Source organism: Planctomycetota bacterium, assembly GCA_016235865.1.
Taxonomy (GTDB): domain Bacteria; phylum Planctomycetota; class MHYJ01; order JACQXL01; family JACQXL01; genus JACRIK01.
In genome coordinates, this window is record JACRIK010000003.1 from 555,681 (window position 1) to 574,542 (window position 18,862).

Here is an 18,862-nt window from a genome sequence, read left to right on the forward strand (position 1 = left end):
TAGGGCGCCGATAAATACAAGGTTTATTCCGATTTAATCGGCCGATGCACGCAAGCCCGCTTTTTACGCGGCCGGAGCGGTTTATAAAAAATCCCCCTTGACAAAACCGGGTATCTGTGCTATACTGACGGCACTGTTGTTCAGCCAAAGGCAAGAGAACATAAGGGAGGTACGAGAGATGAGAGGAATAATCATAACTATCGCGGTACTGACGATTATCCTGGCGCCGGGTTGGTATCTGCTAAACCTAAATGCGGAACGGAACGACCAGGCCGGGCCAAAATATTTCTGGAAACCGGTCCAGGCCAGGGTCACCCACTACAGCTGCAATGAAAAAGCCGAGCGGAGATGGAAAGGCCGGACATCGCTCAATAAATCCGCCCGGAATAATGACGGCGTGGCCGTTGATCCGAAGATAATACCCTACGGCTCGATTATTCACATCCCGGGTATCGGCACCCGGGTGGCTGATGATACCGGCGGTAAATGCCGGCAGTACGGACGCAATAATCAGATCCTGGTTGACGTACGCTGGAATGACAAGACCAGGAAGGAACTCATGGCTATGGGCGCGGATTGGCAGACCGTTTACATCCTCCAGCCGGTCAACGACGATTAGCCAGGAAGACGCGCGGAATGCGGCTGTAGTCGTTTAGGATTCTTATATCCCGGAACTGGCCGGACTGCCCGGCCAGGTTCAGCGTTTCTTTTGCCTGTCCGATACCGATTTCCAGCAATAGATATCCGCCGGGTTTGAGATAATCTGGCGCCTGTTTGATTATCTTTTCAATATACGACAGCCCGCGTTTGCCTGCCCAGAGCGCTGCCGGCGGTTCATGCCTCAGTCCGGACTGCCACTTGGATTTCTCAGCCCGGTCAACATAGGGCGGATTGGAAACGATGATGTCCGCCGTCAGTCCCTTAAAGGGTTTAAATAAATCTCCGTAACAGAATTTGATATATTTCCCGGCCTGATGCTGCCGGGCATTAAGCCGGGCGATGCGCAGGGCCGGGCGCGAGATGTCCGAGGCAAATATTCTAAAGGGCGTAGAACATAGAGTGTTGAGCGTATAGTGCGCCAAAGAGACGGCGATGTTGCCCGAGCCGGTGCCGAGGTCAAGAATGATTAGAGTCTCGGGCTTAGAATGTAGAGTAATAGGCGCTTTCTCTAAGCTCTTTGCTAGATGCTCTATGCTTCCTAGCGCCTGCTCAACCAGCAGTTCTGTTTCCGGCCTGGGTATCAGCACCTCCGGCGTGACCTTAAAATCCAGCGACATGAATTCCTTATGCCCGGTCAGGTAGGCCATTGGCCAGCCCTTTTGGTGTTTCGCAATCAGGTTCCGGAAGCGGGCGTATTGCGCCCGGCTGATTATCCGGCGCGGGTTTTTATACAGCTCTATGGTCTGGCATTTCAGGATGTGGGCCAGCAGGATTTCTTTATCCGAAGAATGTTGTGACAAGGCCTCTATAATGCGCATTTACTTCGATGCCGAGATATTCTGGAGTTTAAGCTTGCGGTCTTCTTCCAGCAGCTTGTTTATCATTTCGTCCAGGTCGCCTTCCAGCACTCCCGGCAGGTTATGGACCGAGAAATTGATGCGGTGGTCGGTGATCCGGCTCTGGGGAAAGTTGTAGGTGCGGATTTTCTCGCTCCGGTCGCCCGAGCCGATCTGGGTTTTGCGCATCTTGTCCCGCTCCTGCTTGTTCTTGGACGCCATATTCTCGTAGATGCGGCTCCGCAGCAGGCGCATGGCCAGGTCCTTGTTGCGGTGCTGGGAGCGCTCCACCATGCAGGCCACGACCGTATTAGTCGGGAGATGGGTGATGCGCACGGCCGAAGCGGTCTTGTTCACGTGCTGGCCGCCCGGGCCGCCGGCTGAATAGGTGTCGATCTTCAGGTCTTCAGGTCTGATTTCGACCTCAACGTCTTCGGCTTCGGGCAGGACCGCCACGGTGCAGGCCGAGGTATGTATCCGGCCGCTGGCCTCGGTGTGCGGAACACGCTGGACCCGATGCCCGCCGCTTTCAAATCTCAGATGCTTATAAACGTCCTCGCCTTCTATAGAAAAGGTCACATCCTTGAACCCGCCCAGGCCGGTCGGGCTGGAATCCATCAACAGGCATTTCCAGCCCCGCCGGTCCGCGTATTTGGTGTACATCCTGAAAAGTTCGGCGGCGAACAGGGCCGATTCTTCCCCGCCCGTGCCGGCCCGGATTTCCATTATCACGTTCCGGTCGCCGTGCTCCTGGTCCGTCAGGAACATCTCTTCCAGTTCGGTCAGGACGGCCTTTTCCTTCTCCGACAGGGTTTTGAGTTCCTCGTTAGTCATTTCGATGAAATCCTTGTCGGCCTTGTTTTGCTGGATTAGCTCCTCGGCGTCCTTTTTATGCCGGCGGGTGGCCTCCAGCGCCTTGATGCGCGCCACGAATTTGGACAGCGACCCGCGCTCCTTCATCAGCCCGGCGTAGCGGGCCTGGTTACCGATGACCTCGGGCTGGACGATGAGCTGCTCTATCTCTTCGTAGCGCTTCAGGATTTCAATCAGTTTGTTTTCCATATAATTAAATACCTAACCACAAAGGTCACAAAGAAATATTTGCAATGGCGTTACGCCCGGATAATGCGGTTGGCCAATCCGGTGACGTTCTTGGTGGCGTTGCGCGTGTCGATGACCAGCCGGCTGTGCTGGACCAGCCATTGGTAGTCATAGGCCGTATGGTCGGTGGAAATCACCACCGCATCCTGCTTCTTGAGCATCTCGGCCGTCAGCGGGGTGGATTTCATGGCCGGGAATTTATAGTGCCTCAGGCGCGGCAGTTTCGGGATGAACGGGTCGTTATAAATCACCCGGGCGCCCTGTTCCCGGAACAGCTCGGTCAGCTTCAGGGACGGCGATTCCCTCAAATCGTCCACGTCCTTTTTGTAGGCCATGCCCAGGATAAGGATGCGCGAATCCTTGAGCGACCGGGAGCGCTTGTTCAGCGCCTCCATGGTCCGGGCCACCACGTAATAGGGCATGGAGATATTTATCTCGCCGGCCAGCTCGATGAACCGGGTGGTCATCTCGTATTGGCGCGCCTTCCAGGACAGGTAAAACGGGTCGATCGGGATGCAGTGTCCGCCCAGGCCCGGGCCGGGATAAAAACTCTGGAATCCGAAGGGCTTGGTGGCCGCCGCCGAAATCACTTCCCAGATGTTGATGTCCATCTTGTCGAAGAGCATCTTGAGCTCGTTGACCAGGGCGATATTGACGCAGCGGTAGATGTTCTCCATCAGCTTGGTGGACTCGGCTACCCGGGCCGATGACACCCGGACCACCTTGGCCACGGCCTGCGCATAGAGCAGCACCGCGATATCCGTCGCCGTCTTGTCCACGCCGCCCACGACTTTCGGTATCTTCTCGGTCGAATATTTGGGATTGCCCGGGTCTTCGCGCTCGGGCGAGAAGGCCAGGTAGAAATCCTTCCCGCACTTCAGGCCGGTCTTTTCCAGGATGGGCCGGACCACCTCGTCGGTCGTGCCCGGGTAGGTCGTGCTTTCTAGGACGATGAGCTGTCCCTTGCGCAGGTTGGCGGCAATGCTTTGGGCGGTATTCTCGATGTAGGACATATCCGGGTCGCGCATTACGGTCAGCGGCGTGGGCACGCAGATGATGATGGCGTCCATGGCCTTAAGCTCCTTGAAATTATCCGTGGCGTGGAACCTGTATTTCTGTTTCATCTCCCGGATCAGGGTGGACGGGATATGCTTGATGTATGATTTGCCCTGGGCCAGGGATTTTATCTTGAACGGGTCGATATCGAATCCGGTCACCGGGAACCCCTTTTGGGAAAATACCTTGGCCAGGGGCAGTCCGACATAGCCCATGCCGATGATGCCGACCTTGGCCCGGTGCGCCTTGATGAGCTCGATTATCTTCATAATTATACTCGCTCGTCCTTAAGGTTTCTGCTATTGCGATTAGGATAGTTAATTCAGCGGATAAGTCAACAATTCAATAACACCTTTTTCTTGCATTGCCCGGCAATATTTGATATTTAGTGGCACTGAACAGGATACTTTAGTGGTCCCGCAATTCGCTTCGCGGTCTCTGCGGAGTTCTGCGGGATAAGAGGCTGTAACATCCTGACGGATTAACAGCCTCTAAAAAGGGGTTTTAGATTATGCAAAGCACATATCGGCCATCCAAGACCAAGCGGCGCCGCAAGGGCGGGTTCCGGGCCCGGATGAAGACCAAGGGCGGGCGCAAGGTGTTATCGCGCCGTCGGGCCCGGGGCTGCTGGAAACTCACCGTCAGCGACGAGCCGACCATCAAGAACCGGAAATAATTAATTAAACAACAGGATTTAACGGAACTAAGCACAGCGTGAATCCGAGCACCCCAAAAGCTTTCGGGGCGCGCAGGTTATTTATCAGATTAGAATTATCCGTTTAATCAGCTTAATCCCGTTGTCGCCTTTGAAGTTCCGTACGATAAAATGCCTATCTTCGATGTAGTTTCTTCTTGAGCGCGTCCTGGATTTCGGACGGCACGAACAGCTTCATATCCGCGCCCAGCGATACCGCCTCCTTGAGCAGGTGCGATGAGATGTAGGAATACTTCTCGCAGGTCATCACGAAAACCGTTTCGATATCCGGGGCAATCGCCCGGTTGGTCAGGGCCATCTGGAACTCGTATTCGAAGTCGGAAATCGTCCTGATGCCGCGCAGGATGATATTGGTCTTCTGCTTCCGGACGTAATCAATTAGCAGTCCTTTGAATGAATCCACCCGGACATTGGGATATTTGCGGATGACCTTCTTGATGTGGCTAACCCGTTCCTGGCGCGAGAAGATGGGATTCTTGGCCGGGTTATCGGCCACGGCCACGATTAGTTCGTTGAACACCTTGGACCCGCGCTCGATTACGTCGATATGACCCCTGGTCAGCGGGTCAAAGGTGCCGGCATAAATCGCCTTGACGGTTTTGCTCATAAGCCGTTCTATAATTTACCGGGGCAACCTTGTCAAGGAATTTCGCCACAAAGGCGTCACCAGTACGGAGCAAAGAGCAGATAGCATTTTTACTCCACGTTCCACCCTCTCCCCTCCGAGGGAGAGGGAAAGGTGGGGTGGGGGTTAATCTGTGCCCCTTTGAGCTCCTGTGCGTAGCACTGGTGAGCGCCATAAGGGCGCCATGGCTCTTCGGCGCCATCGGGAATATTAGCCGGTGGCTAAAGCGCTTCGGGTACATCTGTGGTTTCTCATATTCCTACCATCACTTTCCTTAGAGCCAGCTAAACTTATGGTTATTACTGGCGCTTAGACCCCGTATAATTGCGGGGCCCTCTTCTCTCCTACCTATATGGGCTAACCGTAAATTTAGGGGTGTTTTTAAGGGGTGGAAAAAGGGGTGATTTTTGATAAACTCTTATCCTGTATGGGAATAAAAAATTAGATATTTTTTAGATAACCGTAAACTTTAGGATTAGACGGTGGGGGGTGGGGTATGGTAGTGGAAGGTTTAATCCAGAGCAGTGTCGCTTCTTATGGTTAATAGCGCCTCTGCAGTGATTAGATAGTCACCATGCAAATATTAGATGGCAACTCCGTAAATATTGGATGGCAACCATCTAATGATTTGATGGCCACCCCGTAAATATTTGATGGTGACGATGCAGAGGTTTGATGGTAACGACGTAAAAATTAGATGGTAGGGATATAAACGTTAGATGGTGATAATGTAGAAATTTGATGGTAACCCCGTAAAGATTGGATGGTGATGCTGTAGATGTTTGATGGTAACGATGTAAAAATTAGGTGGTAACGATATAAATGTTGGATGGTGACGATGTAAGGATTGGATAGTAACGATGTAAAGAATGGAATATATGCACTCTGGGGCCAAGAACAAAAAAGCTGGGAAGAAGGGCTATTTCGGTCCCTGTGCCGCAGGCACTGGTGAGTGCCATAAGGGCGCCATCGGTAGCATTTAGCCGGTGGCTGAAGCGCACCGGGTACATTTATCATTCATAATTACTTCGCACCCCGTGCCGGGTGGTTAAGGAACTCGTGGGGGAAAGGTAGCGTATTTACTTCACACCCTCCCGCTAAGGCGGGATGGGAGATGAGGGATATTTATTTTACCCCTTTAGGCGAGAGGATGATATTGAAGCTCTGTTCGTCCTTGCCCTTGTCGATGGCTAAGGAGAATTCCAGGTAGAATTCGTGCATGTCTCGTTTCAGTCCGTAGCGCCGGTTGAGGAAGTCGCCGGCCCGGAAGTCATACTGGTCCGACAAGGACAGTTCCCACTTTTCCAGGGGCGAACAGGTCAGGTTAAGCCCATAAGTATCGGTCCGGTCCAGGATATAGTTACCGAAGACCGAGACGGTCCAGGTCGAGTAGGGTACGAAGGTGGTGTTGAAATACCAGACCTCGCCCTGATGGGTGTTGGTGTTGTATTGCCAGACGGTCCGGAACGAGAACGGGGCGGCCGGGGTGAGCAGGACGTCCAGATTCAGGTCCGAGATTTTCCGCTCCGGGACGTCAAGGTTTTCCACCGGCGGGATGGTCAGCGAGCTCATCGGGTAGAGGTAGTTGGAGGCCAGGCCGGTAATCGGCTTGGAGTAGCGCTCGATGGACAGACCGACATTCAGGAATTCATTGTAAACCCCGTTTTTCTCGGACTTGAAGCGGTTGCGGATTTCAAAGAACCATTCGCCCAGCTCGTCATAGTGGTCGGCGTTGTCGAAGTAATACAGGTCCGAGGACGGGACATTGACCGCGCTGTGGTTGGCATAGCGGATGTCGAGCGAAACGGTATGGACCGGCTTGGAGATGCCCAGCGGTTTTTCCTTGAGGTCAAAGGCGCGGGAGAACTGGGTGAAGACCCGGGCGCCTTCCGAGGCGATGAACCGGCTGGTGTAGTCGGCGTCCTGCGGGTTTTGGCTGTAGCCGGTGGCGCGGCCGGACACAAAGGGCGTGAATTTGATGAAGCCGACGTCCATCGGCGCGGACAGTTCGTTGAAGCTGTCAATCCGGTTGGCCTGGTAGCCGTTCCGCTCAGGCAGGTTATCCTGGGTCCGGCTGAGCGTGGAGAATTCCAGGGTTCCGGAATAATAGATTGACGGCAGTGAGCCGGAGAACCAGACCGGCTCGTTCATCAGGTATGCCTTGACCGAGGGCTGGTATTCGGTCTTGTCCTGGAAGGTGGTCATGGTCGGCTGGCCGACCAAAGTCAGGGCCTTGTTGTAGCGCAGGTAGCGCAGGTAAGCGTAGGATTCGGGCGGCTTTTCTTCCTTGGATTCCTTGTTGAAGTATTCCGGCAGGAAGTAGCGGTCCGAGAGGTAATAGAGTTCCACGTCGCCGCGCAGGTTGGGCGAGAAATCCTGCCGGTGGAATGCCTGGAACCGGCCGCGTTCCTCGTAGGTGACGGTGGCCATTTCCGCCGGCGTCTTGTAGAGCAGGGTGCTGTATTTCAGGCTCGGGTCCGGGCCTTTGTCGTTGATGTAATAGCTCTTGACGAAACCCTGGTAATTGTCCCAGCCGTATTCCAGTTTCGGCTCCGAGGCCAGGCCGCGCTTTTCGTAAACGTGCTCTTCCAGGGTCAGGTCGCCCCATAACTTGGTTTTGTAATAGCCGTCTCGGTCCTTGGCGATTTCACCTTTTTCATCGCGGACGTATCGGGTCAGGTTCATGCCCAGTTTCACGTCGGTGCTTTTGCCCAGGCTCTTGGACTTGGAATAGCGGGCGGTCCTGAAAATCGAGTCCTCGCCCAGGGTTTTCTTGTAATAGGGGATATAAAAAACCGGGATGCCGACGATATGAGGCACCAGGTGGTTGATAGTGATCTGTTTGCCGGATTCGTCCTTGATGAAGGTGACCTGGTGGGCCCAGAAATAATAATGGGGCTGGCCGTGCGGGCAGGAGGTGACCGAGGCGTTGCGGGCGACGATGGTGCTTTTGTTGATCTGATAGGCGATGTTGGCCCGGATGACCGCGGAGAGTTCCTGGCCGTCATGGCCTTTGGCCGTGGTCCGGATTTCCAGGTTGATGAGGATGCCGGTATCGTTGTTGAAGTTGTAATAAAAGCGGTCCGCGGACATCAGGTCGTTTTCGCTGATGACCTTGACGTTGCCTTCGGCGTAGACCTCGTCGAAGATGATATCCTTGTTGTGAGTGGCGCCATCGAACTTGGTTCTATTACGGGAAATCAGGGTGTCGGCCTTGAGTATCTTGCCGGCCTGGTAGAGTTCGACCTTGTTGGTGAAGACGGTAATCTGGACGCCGTCTTGCTTGCGGATTTCCATCTGGCCGTAGCGGACATAGGCCGCGGGTTCCGGCTTCTGGGATGCCGGTTCTTCGGCCTTGGGCGCCGGCGCCGGCGGTGGCTTGGGCGGAGGAGTCGCCGTGCCGTTCTTTTCCTGGGCCAGGGCCGTAAAGGGTGCGGTGAGGAACAATCCCAGGCAGAATATCAATAATAAGTTCACAACCGGTTTCATAGCAACTATCTTGATAATTTATAATCCGGCAAAGTCAAACAAAACCGCCCAAAACTTGACCCGGCACATACTTTGTATTATAAATGCGCTTTAAGGAAATAAAGTCCCCGCCACAAGGTGAGCGCGGGGTTGACCATATGCTCCCGTAGTTCAACTGGATAGAGCACTGGCCTCCGAAGCCAGGAGTACAGGTTCGAATCCTGTCGGGAGTAATACCCAGCTTTATGGCGTTTGGAGTTTGTTATGGCGGGATAACCCGCCGTAAACCGCTCGGTTAGGTTTTACCTGACCGGTGAGGTTAACGGTCATAATTTATCCTGACCGGAGGCGGTAGCTCTGAATGATTCGGGATAAAAGGCGCCCGGGGAATGAATCGCCTAATAAAATCAATATTTTCTTGATTTATGGGCGGATATATGTTAAGTTATATAATACATAATCCGGAATAACCCGATGCCAAGGAGGGTATTTTTATGGCTAATATCGTTGAATGTCCGATTTGCGATACCAAGTATGATATCACCTCGCTCAAGAACGGGATGAAGCTGAAATGCACCCGGTGCCACAAGGTGGTCGGCACCATCAGCGGCGGCGCATTGTTGCCGATTTTGGAGACGATCAAGGCGCCGATTATGCCGAAAAAAGCCCCGGTCAAAGTCGTGGCCGAAGATGAAGAGGGCGAATACGAAGAGGTCATCGTCCGGAAAAGAATCCACAAAGGCGGGGAACCAGAGACTCCCAAGGCGCCGAGAGAAATACCGCCGGCTATGCTGGTGCTGGCCGGAGTAACCGGGCTGGCCGCCATCGTGACGGTGGTTTATATCACCTTCATGCTCTACCAGCCGGAGAACATATTCAGGGCGCCGTCCCGGCACACGGCCAAAACCGCCGCGACCGACACCAACCCCGAGAAATAACGGACGGAAAGATGGGAAATGCTTTGTGGTTAAATCTCGGAGAGATGCTCAGGGTAAATTCCGCAAAATACCCCGATAAAACCGCATTCCAGGATAAATCCACGTCCCGGAGCTTTGCCCGGCTAAACCAGCGGGTCAACCGGCTGGCCCAGCTTCTGCTCGGGCTGGGCCTGAAAAAGGGCGATAAGGTTTCCTGTCTCCTGGAAAACTGCCTGGAGATTGTGGAGTTGTATCTGGCCTGCGCCAAGACCGGCATCGTCATAAATCCGATAAATTTCCGCCTGAGCGTTTCGGATGTGGCTTACATCATCAACAACGCGGACAGCCGGGCCATTTTCTGCCACGGCGAATTTACGCCGCTGGTCGAGTCAATCCGCGAGTCCCTGGCCCAGGTGAAACATTATTTTATCGTCCCCGGGCCGCCGGACGCCAACGCCACGCCGGTAAAGACGGGGAAACACTGGGCCGATTACGAGGCGTCAATAAATGATAAGCCGGATGTCGAGCCGGACTGCCAAGTGAAGCCGGAGGACATCTGGGTGCTTTTATACACCTCGGGCACCACCGGTCGGCCCAAGGGCGTCCTGCGCTCGCACGAGTCATACATCGCTTTCTATCTCATTAATGCCGGCGATTTCGGATTCACCCCGGACGATGTCTGCCTGAATGTCATGCCGCTCTGCCACGTTAACACCACCTTTTTTTCCTTTACCATCACCTACCTGGGTGGCAGCGTTTATGTCCATCCGGCCCGGCACTTTGACCCGGCGGATATCCTGCGGATTATCGAGAAGGAAAAGATAACCTTTATTTCGCTGATACCCACGCACTATCATCTGCTCCTGAACCTGCCCGAGGAGGTTCGCCGGAAATTCAATGTGGCCTCCATAAAGAAACTGCTCTGCTCGTCGGCGCCGGCCCGGGGCGATATCAAACAGCGGGTGATGGATTATTTTAAAGGCGTGGAGTTGTACGAGGGCTACGGCTCGACCGAGTCCGGCATTGTCACAACCCTCAGGCCCGGAGAGCAGATGTCCCGGGTCGGCTCAATCGGCCGCGAATCGTCGGGCACCGATTGCATCAAGTTGCTGGATAACCAGCGCCGGGAGGTGGCCGACGGCCAGGTGGGCGAATTGTATTCCCGCGGCCCGATGCTCTTTAGTGGTTATTACAAGCTGCCGGAAAAGACCAAGACGTCATTCTGCGGCGAATGGTTTTCGGCCGGCGATATGGCGCGCAAAGATGCGGACGGTTATTATTACCTGGTGGACCGCAAGGATAACCTGATTATTTCGGGCGGCGAGCATATCTATCCCTCGGAAGTGGAGGAAGTCCTGATGCGCCATCCCCAGGTATTCGAGGCCGCGGTCATCGGAGCCCCGGATGACAAGTGGGGCGAGAAGGTGATTGCCGTGGTGGCGCTGAAGGATAACGGCTCGGCCTGCGAATCCGATATTATCGAGTTCTGCCGCGACAAGATGGCGGCCTATAAGAAACCCAAGACGGTGAAATTGATTCCGGCCAAGGACATGCCCCGGACAGCCAGCGGCAAGATTCTGCACCGGGAATTGAGAAGGCTATTTTCCTGAGTTCTTTGGGGCTTTTTCCAATTCAGCGATACGCTTTTTCAGCTCCGCATTTTCCTCTTTAAGCTTGTTGATAGTGCTATTCAATTTGGTGTTTTCCCCGACGGAGTTCCGCAGGGCGCTTTCTAATTCCCGGACGCGCCTTTTCGAGTCCTCAGTATCCCTTTTCATAGAATTGACGGTGGCATCTGATTTGGCACAATCCTCTTTTAACTGCTTGTTTTTCTGGGCCAGTTCTTCCTTTTCCTTTAAGGCGGCCTCTTTTTCCTGGGTGGCGCCGTCGGCCTGGGCTTTTAATCTGGACAGCTCATCCTGAAGTTCTTTTATCTTGGCCAGCAATCCCGGCACCTTGTCGGCCTCCTTGCCGGATTTTTCCAGGTTGGCCCGCACCTCTTCCAGTTCCTTCTCGGTTCTGGTCAGCCGCTCCTGCAACAGCTTTGTTTTGTTGTCGCACCCGGCCGAGATTAATCCGGCCAGCAGCATGGCGCAAGTCAAAACAATCAATATGTTTCTCATGACACCTCCTCTTACTGCCCGTTTGAACTAAGAGAATTACGGGCAGTTATCCCGGCAATATTTGTCGGGACAATCCCTTATATTACTTCGCCGCGGCCTGTAATTTATTGACCCGGTCGCTGACGTCGCGGTAGTTGATATCCACCTCCATTATCTTCTTGTATTCGGAGATGGCCTGTTCGCGGTTCTGGTTGTATTCATAGGCCAGGCCCAGGTTATATCTGACGGCCTTGGTGTAGTCGTTGGTCAGGACCCCGCTGTCCAGTGCCTTGGTGAATTGCCCGATGGCCATGTCATAGAGTTTCTTGGCGATGAAACACAGCCCCAGGTAGTTCAGCGAATCGGTTCGGAGTTTATGGTCGCGCAGGGACGCCTGGAATTCCGCCACCGCCTCGTCAAACATCTTAGTGTCGTAAAACGCCCGGCCCAGCTGGTAACGGTAAATCAGGTTGGTCGGATACAGTTGCACCCGCTGGCGGTATTCCTCTATCCGGAAGGTATTCTTTTCCTGCTGGGCCTTGGCCAGGGATTCCTTGAGCGGCTGGCTGCCCGGCTCGGATTTCAGTTTGTGTTGGAGGTCCCGGATTCGTTCATCAAATAATTGCACCTTGATATCGCCGATTTTCATGGCCAGCGATCCGTCGGACGGGGTTAATTTCAGGGCCTGCTCGTAAGTGGCCAGCGCGCCGGTAAAATTCTTTTGCCGGGACTGGAGTTCCCCGATTTTCTTCAGGAAGCGCACATTGTCGGGATTTTGCGGGTTCTGGCCAACAATGCCTTTGAGGCGGCTGATTTCCTGGGGAACGTCGCTGTCCTTGACAAACTGGGTTTCTTTTTCCAGTTCCTGGGCGTTCTTGGTGTCCTTGACGATGTCGCGCGATGACTTGGCCGTGGACCAGCCGCCTTCGTTCAGGGTGGTCAGCGCGGCCAGGTCTTTCAATGCCCGGGTGGTCTGTAAGTCGGAAGGCTTCAGGGATGACGCCATCTGGTAAAAATGCACGGCTTTCTTGATGTCGTTCTTGAGCCGGTAGAGTTCGCCCAGTGATTTCACCGCCTTGACGTCGCGCGGATTCAGGGCCACCAGCGCCTCGAATTCCTCTATGGCACTGTCCGTGTAATTCAGGTTCTCCAGGGCCGTGCCGACAATCAGCCGGCCCCAAACGCTGTATGGATTCCGGCTCAGGAATTCCTCGCCCGCCGTCAAGACCTGCCCGTATTTCTTTAACAGGGAAAACAGGTAAATCTTGATGACCGGTATAAGTCCGGTGATAAAAGCCAGGTACGGCGACGGGATGGTTTTCTGGATTTCGCACTTGCCCACCAGGCTGGCCCGCAGGATTTTACGGGCCTGGGCGTTGGAAGGGTTAAATTCCAGTATCTGCCCGGCCAGGTCTACGGCATAATCATAATTGCGCTTGTCCAGCGCCTCCTGGGCTTTGGCTGATAACTTGTCGGTGTCTACCATATTGCGCTGATTTTATACTAAAACCGCGGAAGTGGTCAAGAAAAATTGACCTTTACCCTATGGCAATGTAAAATGGGCATTCTATGAAAATACTGACTTATCCTAATCCGTCGTTAAAGAGGAAATCCACATCCATCAAGGTCTTTAACAAGGAGCTGGCCAAGATTGCCAAGGAGATGTTCCAGTTTATGTATAAGCTCAACGGTGTGGGTCTGGCCGCCACCCAAGTCGGGCTGCCCTACAGCATTGCGGTCATCAACCCCACCCGGCAGCCTGCTGATGAAATCGTCCTGATTAATCCGCGCTTTACCAAGACCGGTCCGGGAACCATCAACGAAGAAGAAGGTTGCCTGAGCGTGCCGGGGATTTCCGCCCGGGTAAAACGATTCACCGCGGTTACCTGCGAATATCACAATCTCAAGGGAGAAAAGGCCGTCCTGGAAGCCCGCGACCTTTTAGCCCGCATCCTCCAGCACGAAATCGACCACCTCAACGGCGTGCTTTTTATTGACCGGCTGGGTGAAGATGAGCGGAAGATACTCTTAAATAAGAGCCCGGCAAAAACCAAGAATGAAAGTATTTAATAATTTCAGAGCCGCCAGGGCGCTCAAACGACCGGTCCTGACCTGGGGCGTATTTGACGGCGTGCACCGCGGCCACCGGGAACTCATTGATTCGGTTCTCCGATGGGCCAGAAGGATGGGTTCAGATTCCCTAGTCATAACTTTTAACAACCATCCAGCCCGGGTGCTCAATCTCCACGATGACCCGCTTTTTATTACCTCGTTGGCCCACCGGTTGCTCCTGCTGGAAAAGCTAGGCGTAGGCGCGACTCTGGTATTGAATTTCACCCGCAAGCTAAGTCGATTGACGGCTGAGGATTTCGTCAACAAGATGATTAAGGCGCTCAAGCCGGCCGGCGTGGTCATGACCGACAACATCTCCTTCGGCCGGAACCGGGCCGGCAATATCCGAACCCTTAAAGAAATTCTTGACCGCCATAATATTCCCTTAAAGATAATCAAGACCCTGAAATACAAAAATCGGATAATCAGCAGCAGTTTGATTCGCCGGGCCATAAAAGAGGGTGACCTGGTAACCGCGCAAAAGATGCTGGACCGGCCGGTGGCCATACTCGGCACCGTGGTGCACGGCGCGGGCCGGGGCCGGAAGCTGGGATTCCCGACTGCAAATCTCGACCCGCATCACGAGATACTCCCCAGGCGCGGGGTCTATATCGCCCGGGCGGTTTGTATGAAGGGCTGTAAATTCAGCGCGCCTTTTAAGGCACTGGTTAATGTCGGTATAAAACCCACGTTCAGCAAAAGCACCGGCCATCCCGAAGAGGATATCGAGGTCTTCCTGCTGAACTATGACGTTCGAAAGCACGGCTCGCTCTACGGCAGGGATGTCCTGGTAGAGATTATTGCTTATCTAAGGGATGAGCGAAGGTTCCCTTCGCCTCAAGCCCTTATCAATCAAATTCGGAAAGACCTGGTCATAGCCAGAAAATAGAATATAGAAACCCGGACCGGATGAAAGCGGAACCCTAATCACTATGGTAAAAATCATTTATTACCAGTTTAAATACTGGCTGCCGGTTTATGTGTATGCCTTTGCCATATTTTTATCATCTCATCAGGCCAGGCTGGAAATGCCGATAAGGATTATCGGCATCGACAAAATAGTTCATTTTATCGCGTATGGAGTGTTGGCCGGATTGACGTACCGGGCGTGCCGCAAATCCCAGAAGATGGTTGTATTCCGAAAGGCGTATTTTATCAGCATGGTATGTTCAATCCTCTACGGTTTTTCCGATGAATTTCATCAGTTCTATATACCGGGTCGGCAGACAAGCGAATGGGATTTTATTGCCGATGCGCTGGGCGCAATAGTTGCTATTGTCATTATCTTGAAATTTACTTCGGGCCGGATCAAGCAATCTATCCTCTAAACCCTGAGGCGACAGTGGAGGTTCAAAGGTGTCCAGTTATAGAGCCGCATCCTATCCCTGATACTTATTACATAAATGCTTGCTGTTTTTTACCACTGGTTCCCGGCCTGCGATGCATTTGACTATGACGGTTTTAATCCGGCTGACGTCCCGGAAGATGCCCATAATGACGGGCCGTCCGTCCAACTCCATGACATTCGCCGTAGTGAAGACCGGGATAATCTGACCGTCTTTCCTGATGACCCGGGCCGGGATAAAATCAAGCTCTTTTCCGTGTATCAGCCGTCGGTGGAAACGGTTTATGTAATACTGGCGCTGCTTGGGCGGATGGAGGTGGGTGTGGTGCATACCGATGATTTCCCGGCGCGTCCGGCCTGTCAGCTGCTCGGCTTTATCATTGCAGTCAATAATCTCGCCGGTTTTGGCATCAGCTACGAAGATGGCGTCCGAGGCGTTTCTGAAAAGCTTTTTGTAACGCTGTTCGGATTCAGCCAGGAATTTTCGGGTCCGGATTATTTCCTGCGTGCTCATCCGCTTGACTTTTTCCAGGCGCAATTCCTTTATCAGGTAGTAAATTCGTTCGGCTGGAGTGCCTTTGGCTACCTCGTAAACCAGATGGTCGTCCACGTCCAGTATTTTGGCCAGGCTGACCAGGCGCTCAATCCGGGGTACCGGGTAATGCATATTCTTAAGTTCAGAGAAGTTTTTGCAGTCCATGCCCCAGCGTTTGGCAATGGTCGTGTCGGTGATTTTGTCGCCTAGGATTAAGCGGATGAAACGATATAGATTGGAAACCTGCCGAGATGTATTCTTCTTCATGCTCGTTGATGCTCACTTTCTTCTCAGGTAATGCGTATATATCGGAAGAAATGCGCCGGGAGTTAAACAGAAATGATAAAATATTGCTGCGGGCGCTGCCTTTTAAGGGTTTTCGTTTTGGCGCGCTTGGTGCCGCATAAATTCGAATAAGTTCCGGGCCGAATCGGGAAGCGGACGGCCAAATCGATCTTTGAGTTCCCGCTCTATGGCTGATATTTCTCTGGCGCTCTCGGCCAGAGATAGTCTCCGGTAGATATTGAGACGTTCGGTTTCGAGGGTTACATACTCGGCCGGAATATAGGTCTCGATTTCAGGATTGACATCCATAGCCGGGATGATTGTTTCGCTAGCGTAGTCATTGCGGTGTTCGGGGGCGGCCGTGGCTATGGCTTTACTGATATCCGGGATTTGGCTCTGTGCCGCTGTGGTTGATTTTCTGCCCTTGAGTTGCTTGACAGCCTGTTCGATGAGTTTGCAGTATAGTTCATAACCTACCGCGGCGATGTGTCCGTGCTGTTCCTTGCCTAGGATATTACCGATGCCCCGGATTTCCATATCGCGCATGGCAATCTTGAATCCGGCACCCAGCTCGTTGAATTCCTCTATGGCCTTCAGGCGTTTGGCCGCATCGGTGTTGATGATGTTATGTTCAGTCACCAGGAAATAGGCGTAGGCCTGGTATTTGTAGCGGCCGACCCGGCCCCGTAATTGATGCAGGTCACTCAACCCGAAGTCATCCGCATTGTTGATGAAGATGGTATTGACCCGGGGGATGTCCAGGCCGGATTCAATGATGTTGGTCGAGACCAAAATGTCGTATTTGCCGTCCACGAAATCGCGCATTTTCTGTTCCAACTCGGCTCCGGGCATCTGACCGTGCGCAATGACGATCCGGTCTTTGACTTCCGGGCAAACCTTTTTCAGCCGGTTCGCCACATTTTCAATATCATAGATGCGGTTATGGACGAAGTATATCTGGCCTTTGCGCTGGAGTTCCCGGTGGATGGCGTCTTTGATGGTATTATTGTCGAATCTGGCCACAATGGTTCGAATGGACTGGCGGTCCTTGGGCGGGGTGGTCATGGTGGAGATTTCCCGCAAGCCGGAGAGGGATAGATGCAGAGTGCGCGGGATGGGAGTGGCTGAGAGTGTCAGGACGTCCACGCTGGCTTTTATCTTCTTAAAATATTCCTTGTGCTCTACGCCGAAGCGTTGCTCCTCGTCGATGACCACCAGGCCTAGGTCCTTAAATTTGACGTCGCCCTGGATAAGCCGGTGTGTGCCAATGATGATATCTATTTTTCCTTCGGCCAGACGTTTGAGGATGTCTCGTTGCTCGGCTTCGCTCCGGAATCGGCTGATGACTTCTATATTAACCGGGTAATCAGCCATGCGTTCGGAGAATGTCCGGTAATGTTGCTGGGCCAAAATAGTGGTTGGGGCGATGACCGCCACCTGTTTCTCGGACATGCAAACCTTGAAGGCGGTCCGGATGGCCAACTCAGTCTTGCCATAGCCGACGTCGCCGCAAATCAGCCGGTCCATGGGGCGGGCGGATTCCATATCGTCTTTGAGCGCCTGAGTGATGGCGGTCTGGTCCGGGGTTTCTTCGTAAGGGAACGAGTTCTCGAATTCTTTTTGCCAGTCGTTATCCAGCGGATAGGCAAAGCCCGGGTGTTTTATCCGGAGCGCTTGGATATAAAGCAGTTCCTGGGCCAACTTCTTGATGGCGTTCTTAACCCGCTCCCGGCGGGTTAGCCAGTTGGCGGTGCCGATTTTGTCCACTTTGATGGCCCGGCGTTCGCCAGCCCAGTATTTGCTGACCAGCCCGATTTGGGTGATGGGCACATAGATGAGAGATTTGTCCTGGTATTCCAGGGAGAGATATTCGGAGTTGTAAAGCCGTTTCAGGCCGAGATATCGGCCGATGCCATGCGCCAGATGGACTGCGAAGTCGCCTCTCTGTAATTCCCAGAACGCCTCGGTGGTCCTGGCCCGGGAAGGTGCGACGGCCTTGGGTTGGCGGAGCAGGCGGTAGCGGTTGAATAATTCCCGGTGGCTGATAAAGGCGATATCCTCGTCCTTGTCATAAAAACCTTCATTGAGCCGGCCTTGGAGAAACCGGATTTTATTTGAATAAGGAAAGCTATTTGAGGTCAGTAATTCCTTGAGATGAGATTCTTCGGCTTTGTTCTGAGACACGATGTAGATATTTTTGATTTGGCTTGCCAGGTTACCGAGTTCCCTGAGGATGTTGGTAAATCCGCTGCCGAAGCGCTGGATCGATTCGATATTGAGATTGACGCCTTCAGCGGATGCAATGGGGATTTTGTACAGGAAGAGTTTGGGATATTTTTGGATGCGCCGGTTAAAGATTTCTTTGTTATCATCGACCGGGCGGTCTATAAAGACGATGACAGTATCGGGTGGAAAATAATTAAGGAGCGGCAGCTCTTTCTTGTCAGCTGGGGTAATCAGGCCTTGGGTCAGATATAAATCCACGTGCTCCATCGTTTTGATAGAGAGTTGGGTAGTCATATCAAAGAACCGGATGGATTCAATGAGGTTAGCATCCCATTCAATGCGCACCGGCTCTTGGCTGCCGAAAGGAAAGATGTCAATAATTCCGCCCCGAATGCTGATTTCGCCAACGCTGTGGACCGCGTCCAGAGTCTTTTCGTAGCCGTTGGCCAGGAGTTTTTCTATGAACTCGTTGCGTTCAATGGATTGGCTGGCCTTCAGGACGATGAGCGAGCCGTCCAGTTGCTTGCGGTCTGGAAAGGCGGCCAGCAAAGTGGTTTTTGGTACAATGGTGATTTTAGGGGTCTGGGTTATCAGGCTATTTAGGAACAGGATTTTATCCTGGATAGCTTGAGGTCCGGCATCGTTTTCAGTGGACGGGGCCAGAAACAGGGTCGGAGGTTTGGAGTTGATACTTAAGAAGACAGACAGGTCATCCAGGCCAAAGTCAGACTCCTCGTCCTCAGTGATGATGAGGATATCTTTCTTGGTGGTTTGGTAAAGTTTAGCGACAAGGTATAGAGACGCGCTGCCCCATAATCCGCCGATGCGTGATTCTTTATTTTTGGCTAAATCAGAAATAACGGATTGGAGAAGCATGAT

At 53.1% G+C, this 18,862-nt stretch carries 16 protein-coding genes and 1 tRNA gene; 8 read left to right on the forward strand and 9 right to left on the reverse strand.

Going from position 1 to position 18,862, the window contains the following annotated elements:
• Positions 1-178: 178 nt before the first annotated feature.
• Positions 179-619: a 3D domain-containing protein gene (locus HZA49_03915; GenBank protein MBI5778587.1), complete on the forward strand. Its 441-nt coding sequence runs from the start codon at positions 179-181 to the stop codon at positions 617-619.
• Here the strand turns inward: HZA49_03915 and prmC are convergent.
• Genes prmC through HZA49_03930 form a run of 3 tightly spaced genes read right to left on the reverse strand, consistent with a single transcriptional unit; the run spans position 606 to position 3,922 of the window.
• Positions 606-1,478 (reverse strand): peptide chain release factor N(5)-glutamine methyltransferase, encoded by an 873-nt coding sequence (gene prmC, locus HZA49_03920; GenBank protein ID MBI5778588.1) that lies wholly within the window; start codon positions 1,476-1,478, stop codon positions 606-608. The two genes, HZA49_03915 and prmC, sit on opposite strands and share 14 nt — an antisense overlap.
• Complete coding sequence (prfA, locus tag HZA49_03925) at positions 1,479-2,558, reverse strand: peptide chain release factor 1 (GenBank protein ID MBI5778589.1); 1,080 nt, start codon at positions 2,556-2,558, stop codon at positions 1,479-1,481. It abuts the gene before it with no gap.
• A 50-nt stretch (positions 2,559-2,608) separates the two neighbouring features.
• Positions 2,609-3,922, reverse strand: a complete 1,314-nt coding sequence (locus HZA49_03930; protein MBI5778590.1) for a nucleotide sugar dehydrogenase — start codon at positions 3,920-3,922, stop codon at positions 2,609-2,611.
• Positions 3,923-4,164: 242 nt separating this feature from the next.
• On the opposite strand from HZA49_03930, the gene rpmH reads away from it, so the two are divergent.
• Entirely contained in the window at positions 4,165-4,329 is a 165-nt protein-coding gene (rpmH, locus tag HZA49_03935) for a 50S ribosomal protein L34 (protein MBI5778591.1), read from the forward strand.
• 154 nt (positions 4,330-4,483) lie between these two features.
• Here rpmH and coaD read toward each other — a convergent pair whose 3' ends face one another.
• Both coaD and HZA49_03945 read right to left on the reverse strand, forming a co-directional pair.
• Positions 4,484-4,975 (reverse strand): pantetheine-phosphate adenylyltransferase, encoded by a 492-nt coding sequence (gene coaD / locus HZA49_03940; protein MBI5778592.1) that lies wholly within the window; start codon positions 4,973-4,975, stop codon positions 4,484-4,486.
• Between the two features lie 1,143 nt (positions 4,976-6,118).
• Positions 6,119-8,482, reverse strand: a complete 2,364-nt coding sequence (locus HZA49_03945; protein MBI5778593.1) for an LPS-assembly protein LptD — start codon at positions 8,480-8,482, stop codon at positions 6,119-6,121.
• 139 nt (positions 8,483-8,621) lie between these two features.
• Between HZA49_03945 and HZA49_03950 the strand changes: the two genes are divergently transcribed.
• The 3 genes from HZA49_03950 to HZA49_03960 all read left to right on the forward strand — a co-directional run bounded on the left by HZA49_03950 (position 8,622) and on the right by HZA49_03960 (position 10,988).
• Positions 8,622-8,694, forward strand: a tRNA-Arg gene (locus HZA49_03950).
• 261 nt (positions 8,695-8,955) lie between these two features.
• A complete protein-coding gene (locus tag HZA49_03955; protein MBI5778594.1) occupies positions 8,956-9,399 on the forward strand; it encodes a hypothetical protein in 444 nt (147 codons plus the stop codon).
• 11 nt (positions 9,400-9,410) lie between these two features.
• Positions 9,411-10,988, forward strand: coding sequence for an AMP-binding protein (locus HZA49_03960; GenBank protein ID MBI5778595.1), 1,578 nt, complete (start codon positions 9,411-9,413; stop codon positions 10,986-10,988).
• Here HZA49_03960 and HZA49_03965 read toward each other — a convergent pair.
• Together HZA49_03965 and HZA49_03970 are read right to left on the reverse strand one after the other, a co-directional pair.
• Positions 10,977-11,501, reverse strand: coding sequence for a hypothetical protein (locus tag HZA49_03965; GenBank protein MBI5778596.1), 525 nt, complete (start codon positions 11,499-11,501; stop codon positions 10,977-10,979). The genes HZA49_03960 and HZA49_03965 overlap by 12 nt on opposite strands.
• An 82-nt stretch (positions 11,502-11,583) precedes the next feature.
• Positions 11,584-12,966, reverse strand: a complete 1,383-nt coding sequence (locus tag HZA49_03970; GenBank protein ID MBI5778597.1) for a tetratricopeptide repeat protein — start codon at positions 12,964-12,966, stop codon at positions 11,584-11,586.
• Between the two features lie 83 nt (positions 12,967-13,049).
• On the opposite strand from HZA49_03970, the gene def reads away from it, so the two are divergent.
• Genes def through vanZ form a run of 3 tightly spaced genes read left to right on the forward strand, consistent with a single transcriptional unit; the run spans position 13,050 to position 14,920 of the window.
• Positions 13,050-13,550, forward strand: a complete 501-nt coding sequence (gene def, locus HZA49_03975; protein MBI5778598.1) for a peptide deformylase — start codon at positions 13,050-13,052, stop codon at positions 13,548-13,550.
• Positions 13,537-14,481 carry a riboflavin biosynthesis protein RibF gene (gene ribF, locus HZA49_03980; GenBank protein ID MBI5778599.1) on the forward strand — a complete coding sequence of 315 codons (945 nt, stop codon included), beginning with the start codon at positions 13,537-13,539 and terminating at the stop codon, positions 14,479-14,481. Before def ends, ribF begins: the two co-directional genes overlap by 14 nt.
• A gap of 43 nt (positions 14,482-14,524) precedes the next feature.
• Positions 14,525-14,920: a VanZ family protein gene (gene vanZ, locus HZA49_03985; GenBank protein ID MBI5778600.1), complete on the forward strand. Its 396-nt coding sequence runs from the start codon at positions 14,525-14,527 to the stop codon at positions 14,918-14,920.
• Positions 14,921-14,971: 51 nt separating this feature from the next.
• Here vanZ and HZA49_03990 read toward each other — a convergent pair whose 3' ends face one another.
• The gene (locus HZA49_03990; protein ID MBI5778601.1) at positions 14,972-15,739 is read right to left on the reverse strand and encodes a PAS domain S-box protein; all 768 of its coding nucleotides are present in this window, start codon (positions 15,737-15,739) and stop codon (positions 14,972-14,974) included.
• Positions 15,740-15,841: 102 nt separating this feature from the next.
• Complete coding sequence (mfd, locus tag HZA49_03995; protein ID MBI5778602.1) at positions 15,842-18,859, reverse strand: transcription-repair coupling factor; 3,018 nt, start codon at positions 18,857-18,859, stop codon at positions 15,842-15,844.
• Positions 18,860-18,862 lie beyond the last annotated feature (3 nt).